This window comes from Marinovum sp. E3 (assembly GCF_055755275.1).
Genome location: NZ_CM146908.1, coordinates 2,150,936 through 2,162,760, shown reverse-complemented (window position 1 = coordinate 2,162,760; position 11,825 = coordinate 2,150,936). Strand labels below are relative to the sequence as shown.

The 11,825-nt window shown below is 66.5% G+C and carries 7 protein-coding genes; 3 read left to right on the top strand and 4 right to left on the bottom strand.

The window, feature by feature from the left end; all coding sequences use genetic code 11:
- The first annotated feature begins 85 nt into the window (after window positions 1-85).
- A complete protein-coding gene (locus AC0J5K_RS10590) occupies window positions 86-694 on the top strand; it encodes a superoxide dismutase (protein ID WP_274562998.1) in 609 nt (202 codons plus the stop codon).
- An 88-nt stretch (window positions 695-782) separates the two neighbouring features.
- On the opposite strand, the gene AC0J5K_RS10585 is transcribed toward AC0J5K_RS10590, so the two are convergent.
- The gene (locus AC0J5K_RS10585) at window positions 783-1,337 is read right to left on the bottom strand and encodes an LOG family protein (RefSeq protein WP_074835084.1); all 555 of its coding nucleotides are present in this window, start codon (window positions 1,335-1,337) and stop codon (window positions 783-785) included.
- Window positions 1,338-1,618: 281 nt separating this feature from the next.
- Between AC0J5K_RS10585 and AC0J5K_RS10580 the strand changes: the two genes are divergently transcribed.
- Entirely contained in the window at window positions 1,619-3,808 is a 2,190-nt protein-coding gene (locus AC0J5K_RS10580) for a LysM peptidoglycan-binding domain-containing protein (protein WP_274562999.1), read from the top strand.
- Between the two features lie 45 nt (window positions 3,809-3,853).
- Here AC0J5K_RS10580 and AC0J5K_RS10575 read toward each other — a convergent pair whose 3' ends face one another.
- From AC0J5K_RS10575 to AC0J5K_RS10565, 3 genes are all read right to left on the bottom strand, one after another.
- Complete coding sequence (locus AC0J5K_RS10575) at window positions 3,854-5,683, bottom strand: ABCB family ABC transporter ATP-binding protein/permease (RefSeq protein ID WP_048531018.1); 1,830 nt, start codon at window positions 5,681-5,683, stop codon at window positions 3,854-3,856.
- 107 nt (window positions 5,684-5,790) lie between these two features.
- Window positions 5,791-9,501 carry an efflux RND transporter permease subunit gene (locus AC0J5K_RS10570; RefSeq protein ID WP_274563000.1) on the bottom strand — a complete coding sequence of 1,237 codons (3,711 nt, stop codon included), beginning with the start codon at window positions 9,499-9,501 and terminating at the stop codon, window positions 5,791-5,793.
- Window positions 9,498-10,787 carry an efflux RND transporter periplasmic adaptor subunit gene (locus tag AC0J5K_RS10565; RefSeq protein ID WP_338020368.1) on the bottom strand — a complete coding sequence of 430 codons (1,290 nt, stop codon included), beginning with the start codon at window positions 10,785-10,787 and terminating at the stop codon, window positions 9,498-9,500. The genes AC0J5K_RS10570 and AC0J5K_RS10565 overlap by 4 nt, the downstream gene beginning before the upstream one ends.
- A 292-nt stretch (window positions 10,788-11,079) precedes the next feature.
- On the opposite strand from AC0J5K_RS10565, the gene AC0J5K_RS10560 reads away from it, so the two are divergent.
- Complete coding sequence (locus AC0J5K_RS10560) at window positions 11,080-11,736, top strand: tetratricopeptide repeat protein (protein ID WP_274563002.1); 657 nt, start codon at window positions 11,080-11,082, stop codon at window positions 11,734-11,736.
- Window positions 11,737-11,825 lie beyond the last annotated feature (89 nt).

Here is an 11,825-nt window from a genome sequence, read left to right as displayed (position 1 = left end):
CAACCCGCTCGGCAGGGGTTGACCTCTCCGCCGCACGCGCTCACTTATACCGGGAACGCGACCATCAAGAAAAAGGGGTGTACCCATGGCTTTCGAACTTCCCGATCTTCCCTATGCGCACGATGCCCTTGCCGGCCAAGGCATGAGCAAGGAAACGCTCGAGTACCACCACGACATCCACCACAAGGCCTATGTCGACAACGGCAACAAGCTGATCTCGGGCACCGAGTGGGAAGGCAAGACGCTCGAAGAGATCGTCAAGGGCACCTATGACGCCAACGCCGTGGCGCAATCGGGCATCTTCAACAATGCGTCGCAGCACTGGAACCACATGCAGTTCTGGGAAATGATGGGCCCGAACAGCGCCAGCCTGCCGGGCGAGCTGGAAAGCCGCCTGAAGGATGGCTTCGGCTCGGTCGACGAGTTCAAGAAGCAATTTGCCGCCGCCGGCGCCGGTCAGTTCGGCTCGGGCTGGGCCTGGCTGGTTGTCGATACCGACGGCTCGCTGAAAGTCACCAAGACCGAAAACGGCGTCAACCCGCTGTGCTTCAACCAGACCGCGCTGTTGGGCTGCGACGTCTGGGAGCACTCCTATTACATCGATTTCCGCAACAAGCGCCCGGCGTATCTCGACAACTTCCTCGACAACCTGTTGAACTGGGAAAATGTCGCGGAACGTCTCGCAAGCGCCTGATATTGCTTCTGAACGCTGAATTTTGGCCCGCCCGTTTCCCACGGGCGGGCCTTTTCGTTGCAGCTGTCCGGGCCAAAGCCGGACGGGATCAGCGCCCCAGCGCGGTGCGCAGCTTGGCCACGCAATCGGCGACGTTTTCGGCCGGTTCCCAGAAGGCGCGCAGCGAGGCTTCGGCAAAGCCCTGATCGATCACGTGATCGAGCAGCGCCAGCAACGGGTTCCAATAGCCCGCCACGTTCAGCAGGATCACCGGCTTGTCATGCAGGCCAAGCTGCGCCCATGTCAGCACCTCGAAGAATTCGTCGAGCGATCCGGCGCCGCCGGGCAGCAGGATGACCGCATTGGCGTTCATCAGCATGACCTTCTTGCGCTCGTGCATGGTTTCGGTGACGACAAAGGTCGAGAGATCGCGCTTGCCGACTTCGACATCCAGCAGGTGTTTGGGGATCACGCCAAAGGTCTCGCCGCCGCTATCCTGCGCGCTGCGCGCCACGCGCCCCATGAGGCCGACGTCACCGGCACCGTAGACCAGCCGCCAGCTCTCGTCGGCCAGCGCCCGGCCCAGCGTTTCGGCGGCCTCGGCATAGGCCGGATCTGAGCCATCACGCGAGCCGCAGTAAACGCACACAGAGATGTCGGTCATTGTCACTCGCTCCTGCCTCGGTCGTCCTGTAATCTCTGGACATGTTGCGCGTGCAGCATGGGAAGTCAACGCACCCGGCCGGTCCTGCGGCGCGCGCAGGCCGCTGCGGGGCGGAGGGTGTCCGAAAATGTCGCCGGAAATCCACATTTTGACCGTGATGACCGCCCCTGCTAGTGTTTTGTACGTTTTTTCCCAGTGGTTTCACGGTTAATTGAGGACATCTGCCGGGAATTAGGGGGCCGCGCGCTCCGGACTGCCCAATGCGCGCAAAGGGGACCAAAATGGCGAAATGGATCGGATATCTGGGCGGAGGCGCGGCCGGCGCGGCTGTGGCCATTGCGGGGTATGTGGTCATGACGCTCTATGGCGATCCCGAGACGCCTCGCGAGACCCCGGCGGCACTGATCACGCCCGAGCCCGCGAATACGCCGAAGCCCGAGAGCGACGCGGCGCAAGACGAGGCGCAATACTCGGGGCCCGCGCCGGTCGTCGAGAGCGTTGACAGCGACCCGGCGCCGGAGGCCGAGCCTGCCAAAAAGCCGGACCGCGACCCCGCACCGGAAGCCGAGCTTGCCGAGCTGCCCGACAGCGACCCCGTGCCGGAGGCCGAGCTAACCGAGGTGCCGGATAATGGCCCGGCGCCGGAGGCCGAGAGCGCCGAGATGCCGGACGACGAGCCAACGCCGGAGGCCGAGATCGCCGAGCTGCCGGAGGAGGAGCCTGCGCCGGTGGCCGCGCCAGAGCCTGCACCGGACGCCGGCGCCGCGCCGGAAAACGCGGGCGCAATCGCCTCTGACCCCGACCCGGCACCGGACGCCGAAAGGGCCGAGGCCCCTGAGGCCGTGCCAGAGGCCGAAACTGCCGAACTGCCCGACAGCGACCCCACACCGGATCCTGCAACCGCAGAGCCGACGCCGCCAGAACCCGAGCCCGTGGACAAGGCCGCGCCGCCGCTTGTGCCGCCGACCTTCGATCTGGTGCGGATCGAGCCCGACGGCTCGGCGATCGTGGCGGGCGAAGGCGCGGCCCGGGCGCCGGTGCGGATCTTTCTCGATGGCGGCGAGATCGGCGAAACCACCTCGGGCAGCGACGGCCGTTTCGTCAGCCTGCTGCGCATCCCGCCCAGCCGCCAGCCCCGGCTGATGACCCTCGCCACGGGGCTGGCCGACACGGAGGTCTTTTCCAAGACCGAGATCATCGTCGCGCCCTTTGGCGCGGTGGACAAAGCCGCGCCCGATGAAGCGGCCCCGGCGCCCGAGGCCGTGGCCGAGAAGACACCGGTGGAATCCGAACCGCGTGACCGCGCCGCTCTGCCCGACGCGGAGGGCGCCGAAACGGCAGCGGATGCGGAAATCGCGCCCGCCGGCGACATCGCGGAAGTCGTAGAACCGCAACCTGCCGGTTCCGATGGCGGCGCAGCGGCGGACGCAGGGGAGACCCCGAGCGCAGAAGTGGTGGCCGAGCGCCCTGTTGCCGGGGCAGCAGATGAAAGCCCCGAGCCGGAACGCACGACAGAGGCCGTGGCCGCGCTGGACGTGCCCGAGGGCGCCGCCGCCAGCCCGGAGCAGATCGACCCCCCGGTGCAGACCCCCGCCGCGCCCGAGCCCGTGGCGACAGCGGCCGTAACGGAACCGGCTCCGGACGAGGCAGACCCCGCAGTGCCGGATCGCCCCGCCGCGGTGGACACTTCGGCGCCGGCATCCGCCGGCGCGGACCGGTCCGAAGACATCGCCGCCGCGGATACCTCCGAGCCGCCCGCCGGGGTCGGCGCCGCCCCGGTGCTGGTTGCGCCCGCGGCAACCTCGGCAACCGCGGCCGATCCGGTGGCCGAGGTGGCCGCGACGGTCAGCCGCGACACCGACCTGCTGCGCGCGGTGCCGGAGGCGGTGGAGGCCCCGGCGGTGCCGGAACCCGAGACGCCACCGACCTTGCTGGCCTCAGACAATGAAGGTGTGCGGGTGCTGACCGGGCCGGAGGTGCTGGACCGGGTGGCAATCGACACGATCAGCTATGACAACGCCGGCGATGTTGCGCTTGCCGGGCGCGGCACCGGCGGCGAGGCCGGCGGTTTTGTCCGGGTCTACCTGGACAACACGCCGATCACCACGTCGCGGGTCCGCGCCGATGGCTCCTGGCGGGTGACGCTGCCGCAGGTCGACAAGGGGGTCTATACCCTGCGCGTCGACGAGGTGGACGGGGCGGGCGAGGTCACCTCGCGCGCCGAAACACCATTCCTGCGCGAGGACCGCGAGGCGCTGGACAAGGCGTCAAACGCCACCGAGGGCGACGGGCCGGTCAGGATCGTCACCGTGCAGCCGGGCAATACCCTCTGGCAGATCGCCCGCGACCGCTATGGCGAGGGCATCCTTTATGTGCGGGTCTTCGATGCCAACCGGGGGCAGATCCGCGATCCCGACCTGATCTATCCTGGGCAGGTGTTCGACCTTCCGGCAGAGGAGGCGGCGGAGTAGGCGCGCCGCCCCCGTAAACGCTTCTCGGCCCAAGTGGCCAGGGCCTCAGGCGGCGTCGGCTTCCGCCTGTTGCCGCCGCCAGAGGCTGGCATAGCGGCCGTCGCGCGCCAGCAGGTCGGCATGGGTGCCGCGTTCGACGATCTCGCCGTCCTGCAACACGATGATCTGATCGGCCTCGGCCACGGTCGAGAGCCGGTGCGCGATCATCAGCACCGTGCGCCCCTCGGCAGCGCGATCCAGCGCGCCCTGGATTTCCTGTTCGGTCTCGCTGTCGAGCGCCGAGGTGGCCTCGTCCAACAGCAGGATCGGCGGGTTCTTGAGCAGGGTGCGGGCGATGCCGACGCGCTGTTTCTCGCCGCCCGAGAGCTTGAGCCCGCGTTCGCCGACCATGGTGTCATAGCCTTCGGGCAGGCTCTTGATGAAGTCGTGGATCTGCGCGGATTTCGCGGCGGCGATGATCTCGTCGCGGCTGGCCCCCTCGCGGCCATATTCGATGTTGTAATAGATCGAGTCGTTGAACAGCACCGTGTCCTGCGGCACCACGCCGATGGCGTCATGCAGACTGTCCTGGGTCACGTCGCGCACGTCCTGGCCGTCGATGGTGAGCGACCCGTCGGTGACGTCGTAGAACCGGAACAGCAGCCGGCCGATGGTGCTCTTGCCAGAGCCCGAGGGGCCGACGATGGCCACCTTTTGGCCCGCCTGCGCGGTGACCGATACCCCCTTGAGAATGGGCCGGGCCGGATCATAGCCGAAATGCACGTCATTTAGCGCCACCGTGCCGCCGGCAACATGCAGCGCCGGCGCGCCGGGCTTGTCAGCGATCTCGGCCGGTTGTTCGAGCAGGCCGAACATCTCGCCCATATCGACCAGGCTCTGGCGGATCTCGCGGTAGACCGTGCCGAGAAAGTTCAGCGGCATGGTGATCTGGATCATGTAGGCGTTGACCATGACGAAATCGCCCACCGTCAGATCGCCGTTCTGCACCCCGAGCGCCGCCATCACCATGACCCCCACCAGCCCGGCGGTGATCAGGAAGGACTGGCCGAAATTGAGGAAGGCCAGTGAATAGGAGGTCTTGAGGGCCGCGCGTTCGTACCCTGCCATGGCCTGGTCATAGCGCGCCGCCTCGCGGGCTTCGGCGCCGAAATACTTGACCGTTTCGAAGTTGAGCAGGCTGTCGATCGCCTTCTGATTGGCGTCGGTGTCCTGATCGTTCATCTGGCGGCGCAGTTTGACCCGCCATTCGGTGACCTTGAAGGTGAACCAGACATAAAGCGCGATGGTCACCGCCACCACGGCCAGATACCAGACGTCGAACAGGAAAAACAGCACCACGGCGATCAGCAGCAGTTCCAGCACCAGAGGCCCGACCGAGAACAGCATGAAGCGCAGCAGGAACTCGACGCCCTTGACCCCGCGTTCGATGATGCGGCTCAGCCCGCCGGTCTTGCGGGTGATGTGATAGCGCATCGACAACCGGTGGATATGGGTAAAGGTCTCGAGCGCCAATTGCCGCAGGGCACGCTGGCCGACCGCCGCAAAGAGCGCGTCGCGCAGCTGCTGAAAGCCGTTGGTCATCAGCCGCGCCATGCCATAGGCCACGGTGAGCCCCACCGCGCCGAGCAGCAGGGTCGAGCCTTCGCCTCCGAGGGTGTCGACCGCCGCCTTGTAAAGCATCGGCGTGCCGACGGCGATCAGCTTGGCCAGCACCAGCACCGCCATGGCGGCGATGACGCGTTTCTTGACCCAGGGGTGATCGTCGGGCCAGAGGTAGGGGGCGACGCGGTTGATGGTGCGCCAGCCGGAACGGCGTTCCTCCCGGGCGATGGCGGCGTTGGCGTCCTCGGCGGGCTGCGCGTCGGTGGCTGTCATTTGCAAGTCTTTCGGTCGTCTGATGGGGCGGCGCAGGATATGTCGGCGGATCCTGCCTGAATTCCTGAGAATTCAGGGCCGGATTCTTTGAGGCTCCGGCCCTCCGCTCATTCCGCCGCGCGCAGCGGCAATTCGGGTTGCGTCTCGGCCGGCGCGGGCGCGGGCGGCGCGGGATCGTCGACCCAGAGGATTTCCGGGTGCTTGATCCGCCGCGCCTTGCGGTTCAGTGCCCAGTCGCGGGCGGCCCGGCTCGACCGGCCCTGACCCAGCCGCGCCAGCAGACGGGCGAACCAGAACACATAGGTCCAGAACCAGACCCGCATCGCCAGCATGGCGGGGGTGAACACCAGCGTCAGCACCGTGGCGATGCCAAGGCCAAAGACCACGGCAGTGGCCAGCTGTTTCCACCAGAGCGCGGTGGGGCTGTCGATGGAATAGCCGCCGGCCCAGAAATCCAGGCTGAGCCCGAACATCATCGGTGCCAGGCCCGCCATGGTGGTGATCGTGGTCAGGAGCACCGGGCGGATGCGGTCCTCGGCGGTGCGCACGATGGCCTCGATCCGCGGCATGTAGCGCGAATATTCCATATAGGTGTCGATCAGAACAATGTTGTTGTTCACCACGATGCCGGCGAGGGCGACGATGCCGGTGCCGGTCATGATGATCGAGAAGGTCTGATCCATTACCAGCATGCCGATCAGCACGCCGGTGGTCGAGAGCACCACGGCCAAGAGCACCAGCACCGAATTGTAGAAGCTGTTGAACTGCGCCAGCAGGATGATGAACATCAGCCCCAGCGCCCCGGCAAAGGCGGACATCAGGAATTGCTGGCTTTCCTCCTGATCCTCCTGATCGCCGGTCCATTCGGTCTCGATGCCAGGCCCCAGCGGCGCGGTCCCGAGCCAGTCTGTAAGCTGCGCGATACGCTCATTGGCGGTCAGCGGCACGGCGCGCAGATCGGCGGTCTTCAGCGTCTCGAGCGTCTGGCCGTCGCCATAGCCCTCGATCAGATAATCGGTGGCACCGACGGTCAGGTCGCCGGTCTCGCCCTCCGGGACGGCCCGGCCATGGGCGAGGATCCGGGCGGATTCGCCGTCGCCGGTGACAAAGGTGGTCAGCCCGGGCCGTACGGCGGCCTTGACGTCGAAATAACGTTTCTGGTCAACACGCGCGATCTCGGCCAGTTTGGCGACCGGCTGGCGGGTGACGAAATTCGACAGCGGCACCAGGCCATCGGCGGTGCGGACCTTGAGCGTATCGAGCGTCGACAGCACGCGGTCGGCTTCGGGCAGGCGGACGCGAATGTCGATCTCTTCGTCCGAGCTGTCCACCCGCATGGTGTCGAGCAGGATGCCGCGGGTCACGAGCTGCACCATGGCGCCGACGGTAGCCACATCGGCGCCGAAGCGGCCGGCCTTTTCGACATCGACGTCGATCTGCCAGTCGATGCCGGGCAGGGGCAGCGTGTCTTCGACCAGGTGCAGCCCCGGGGTCGCCTCGAACCGCGCGCGGGCGGTTTCGGTGGCGGCGATCAGGTCTTCCCAATTGTCGCCCTTGAGACGCAGATGCACCGGCTTGGCGCTGGCCGGGCCGCGCGCCTGGGCCAGGATCTCGATGCGCACGCCGGGGATTTGCTCGAGCTCGGCCTGCAATTCCTCGAGGATGATATCGCCGTCGAGATCGGGGCGGTCGGTGCGGTCTTCCCAGGGGATGGTCTCGAGCTGGACCTGGCCGATGGTTTCCTTTGGCGGCTCGGCGCCGCCGGTGTTGGAATTCAGCCCGCCGTCCCCGGCAAAGGCAAAGGCATTATCGACCCCGGGATGGGCCAGCACGATGTCCTCGGCCTGGCGGACGATGGCATCCTTTTCCTCGAGCGAGAGATTGCCGCGCGCCAGCACATAGACGATGGCCTGTTCCGGCTCGCTTTCGACAAAGAATTCGACGCCCCTGTTGTTCTCGCCGAAGTAGCCAAAGACCGACATCACAAAACCCAGCACCGCCGCGGCGGTGACGATGGGCATGATCGGGTTGCCGGCGATCAGCTTGATGAACCAGCCAAAGAGCGTGCGGCGCCGGCCGGCGCGGATACGCTTGCGCTGCCAGTGAAACTCGACCGCGCCCAGCGTGACCGAGGCCATGAAGGCGCCGGCGAGAAAGATCGCCGCACCGGGCAGCACCGCCAGCGCGCCTTGCAGCGGCGTGGCGAAGAGGTAGGCCGGGTTGAGCACCTGCATGGCACCGACAAAGATCACCATCAGCGAGACCGGCACCAGCGCGGCGCGGACGATCCAGGGGAAACGCCGCTCGAGCCAGTCGGACGAGCGGGCGAACATCCGGCTCATCCGCCCGGTCACGCCGCCCATCACCGGCAGGTAGATCAGCGCCACGATCAGCGAGGCCGAGAGCACGAAGATCAGGGTAACCGGCAGCATGCCCATGAACTCGCCGGGAATGCCGGGCCAGAACAACATCGGCAGGAAGGCACAGAGCGTCGTGGCGGTGGATGAGACGATCGGCCAGAACATCCGCTTGGCGGCCTCGACATAGGCATGCATCGGGCCGACGCCGTCGCGGATGCGTTTGTCGGCATATTCCACCACCACGATGGCGCCATCGACCAGCATGCCGACGGCAAGGATCAGTCCGAACATGACGATGTTCGAAATCGTGATGCCCATCACGCCCAGAAGCACGAAGCAGAGCAGGAACGATGTGGGAATGGCAAATCCGACCAGCAGCGCCGGCCGTGTGCCGAGCGCCGCCAGCACCACGATCATCACCAGCGCGATGGCGGTCAGCACCGAGCCCTCGAGCTGGCTGACCATCGATGCGACAACCCGGCTCTGGTCATTCGAGGTGCCCACTTCGACGGCTGCACGCAATTCGTCCGGCCAGTCGGCTTGCGCGGCGGCGACCTCTTCCTTTACCTGAGCTGCGGTGTCGATCAGGTTGAAACCCTTGCGTTTTACCACCTGAAGCGCCACCGTCTCCTCGCCGTTGAAACGGGCGGTGCCAAGCCGGTCTTCGAAGGTGAGCTGGATCTGCGCCAGATCGCCCAGCGTCACCACGCGGTCGCCGTTTGTCTTGACCGGCAGATTGAAGATGTCCTGCGGCTCGTCAAACGAGGAGGGGATCTTGACCGCGAAGGTGCCCTGCGCGGTTTCGACCTCGCCGGCAGCAATCAACTGGTTGTTGTTCTGCACCACGCCGATCAGCTCGCCGGCCGTGACGTTGTAGGCCTCGAGCCGCAGCGGATCGATCACCACCTCGAGCATCTCGTCGCGCTTGCCGGCGATCCCGGCCTCGAGCACGCTGTCGAGCCCCTCGATCCGGTCCTGCAAATCCTCGGCGACGCGGGCCATGGTGCGTTCGGGCACGGCGCCGGTCAGGTTGACGATGACGATGGGAAATTCGGAAAAGTTGATCTCGTTGATGGTGTATTGCTCGGCGCCATCGGGAAAATTCGCCTCGGCCGATTTCATCGCATCGCGGACGTCGGCCATGACCTTGGTCTTGTCCCAGCCGAACTCGAACTCCAGCGCCACGCCGGCATAACCCTCGGCGGCGGTGCCGGAGAGCGTCTCCAGCCCGTCGAGATCGGAAAGCTCGGTTTCCATCGGTTTGACCAGCAGCGTCTCGGCATCGGCGGCGGAAATCCCGGGGAAGGGGACCGAGACAAAGAGCGCCGGGATCTCGATATCCGGCTCACCCTCTTTCGGCAGCCCCACATAGGCAAAGCCCCCCGCCAGAAACGAGAGGGCAATGAAGGCCAGAACCATCCGCGCGCGGTCAGCCGCCCAATCGACCATGCCGGTCATTGGCTGACCTCCGCGGTTGCCTCGCGATAGGTGGGGATCACCCTGACACCGCTTTCGACATATTCCTGCCCCAGGGTGATGACATCGACCGTTTCGGGCAGCCCGGCCAGCCAGACGCCCTCGCGCGTGTCGCGCAGCAAAGTGACCGGCAGAAAGGCGGCGGTGCTGTCCGAGGTGACGCTGCGGATGCCGAGGGTGCCGTCATCGTTCAGCGTCAAGACCGAGGCGGGCAGGAGATGCGCGGCAACGCCGGCGGTGGAAATGGCGATCTCGGCGGTCTGGCCGTCACGGATCTTCAGATCGGGATTGGCGGCGGTGATCTCGACCCGGAAGGTGCGGGTGGTGGGATCGGCCGAGCGTGACAGGAAAGTGACCTGGCCGGCCACGTCGCGGCCTTCGGCCAGTTCGGCCCCGGCCAGGGCGCCAAGCTCGACGCGGGCAACTTCGGTTTCCGGGACATAGGCCACCAGCTTGATCGGATCGAGCTGGATGATCGTGGCGCAGAGCGCGCCGGGCTGCATCAGCGTGCCAAGCTCGGCCGCGTCCGATTCCAGCAGGCCAGCGAACGGCGCCCTGACCTCGAGCCGGTCGATTTCCTTGCGGGCGGCGGCGACGGCGGCCTCGGCGGTGCGGATCGAGGCCTGCGCGCCCTTGAGGCCGGATTTCGCGATCTCGAGCCCGGCACGGGCCGCGCTGACCGAGGCTTCGGCGCTGCGCACGGCGGCGGCGGTCGCGGCGACGCGGGTGTCGGTGGAAAAACCGTCTTCCTTGAGCGCCTTGGCGGCGCGGGCATTGATTTCGGCCTCGTCGAGACGGGCCAGCGCCTCTTGCAGCCGGGCTTCGGCCTCGGGCACCCCGGCCTCGATGCCGGGCACCCGCGCCTCGGCCTCTTCCAGCCGCGCCAGCGCCTCGTCGAGCGAGGCGCCGCGGGTGCCGGGATCAAGCTCGCACAAAAGCTGGCCCTGTTCGACAAAGGCGCCCTTGCGCAGTGGGTCCGAGACAACAAGACCGCTGGTTTCGGCCATCACGTTGACTTCGCGGGCGGCCTCGGTCTGGCCGCGCAGGATCACGGCGGTATCAACCACCTCGGCCTGCGAATGCCGCGCGACCACGCGCACGCCCTGCGGTGCCGGCGTTTCCGGGACGGGCTCCGGCTCTGCCTCCGGCTCGGACGCGGTGGCCTCGTCCTCAGGGGCATCGCCCAGCACCAGCGCCAGGTGATTTTCGCGCGCGAAATCGAACAGGGCGTCGCGTTGCAACACGGCAACCACCAGAAAAGCTGACACGGCAATTGCCGTCAAAAGTGGGATAAGTCGCATACCATGCTTTCTTCGAGTCTCACACACCGCAAAATCCGGCGCAGCAGATCACTCTCCTGCGCTTACCGAGGTCATATAAGGATGATACGCTGAACAGACCAGTTCAGTTTATACTTTTCCTTGCCAGGCTGCAATAAAGCCGCAGCGCCGCCGGGATTCGAAGCGGTTGCCCGGCCCTTGGCACTTGCACCGGGCCGGGGTAAGAGGGGCGGGATCGACCCGCTCGCCGCACCATCGGCGCAAGACATGAGGCAGTGACGTGAGCCAGACCGACAGTTTCATCGAAGAAGTGACCGAAGAGGTCCGCCGCGACCGGCTTTTCCTGCTGCTCAAGCGGTACGGCTGGATCGGTGTGCTGCTGGTGCTGCTGATCGTCGGCGGCGCGGCATGGCGGGAATATTCCCGCGCACAAGAGCAAGCCGAGGCCGAGGCGCTTGGCGATTCGATGCTGGCCGCGCTCGAGACCGAAGAACCCGAGGCCCGGATTTCCGCCCTTGGCGAGGTCGCGCCCGGCTCTGCCGGTGGCACGGCGCTTCTGGCCCTGCTGACCGCTGCCGAACAGGCGAGTGCCGAGCAGGAGGCCGCCGCCGCCGAAACCCTTGCCGCGATTGCCGCCAATGGCGAGGTGCCGCAGATCTATCGGGACATCGCGGCCTTTCGCATGCTGCTGCTGCAATCCGACAGCCGCGAGGCCAGCGAACGTCGCACTTCTTTCGAGGCGCTGGCCCGGGCCGGCAGCCCGCTGCGGCTGCTGGCGGAAGAGCAGATCGCGCTGATCGAGGTGGAAACCGGTGACACCGAAGCCGCAATCGCGCGGTTTCAGTCCATCCTCGCCGATGCCGAGGTGACGGCGGGCTTGCGCCAGCGGGTCTCTCAGGTGATTGTCGCCTTGGGCGGAGAGCTTGACGCCGCCTGAAGCGTGTGAGGTCAATGGTTTGGCCGACGAAAGGCCGACCGGTAAAAGAATGACGGGGACGGGTTTGGTGAAAACGGCAAGGAACAGGA

What these genes read in the sequence shown, in the direction of transcription:
- AC0J5K_RS10590 (WP_274562998.1), top strand. Translation starts at nt 86, where the DNA reads ATGGCTTTCGAACTTCCCGATCTTCCCTATGCGCACGATGCCCTTGCC.
- AC0J5K_RS10585 (WP_074835084.1), bottom strand. Translation starts at nt 1,337, where the DNA reads ATGACCGACATCTCTGTGTGCGTTTACTGCGGCTCGCGTGATGGCTCA.
- AC0J5K_RS10580 (WP_274562999.1), top strand. Translation starts at nt 1,619, where the DNA reads ATGGCGAAATGGATCGGATATCTGGGCGGAGGCGCGGCCGGCGCGGCT.
- AC0J5K_RS10575 (WP_048531018.1), bottom strand. Translation starts at nt 5,683, where the DNA reads ATGACAGCCACCGACGCGCAGCCCGCCGAGGACGCCAACGCCGCCATC.
- AC0J5K_RS10570 (WP_274563000.1), bottom strand. Translation starts at nt 9,501, where the DNA reads ATGACCGGCATGGTCGATTGGGCGGCTGACCGCGCGCGGATGGTTCTG.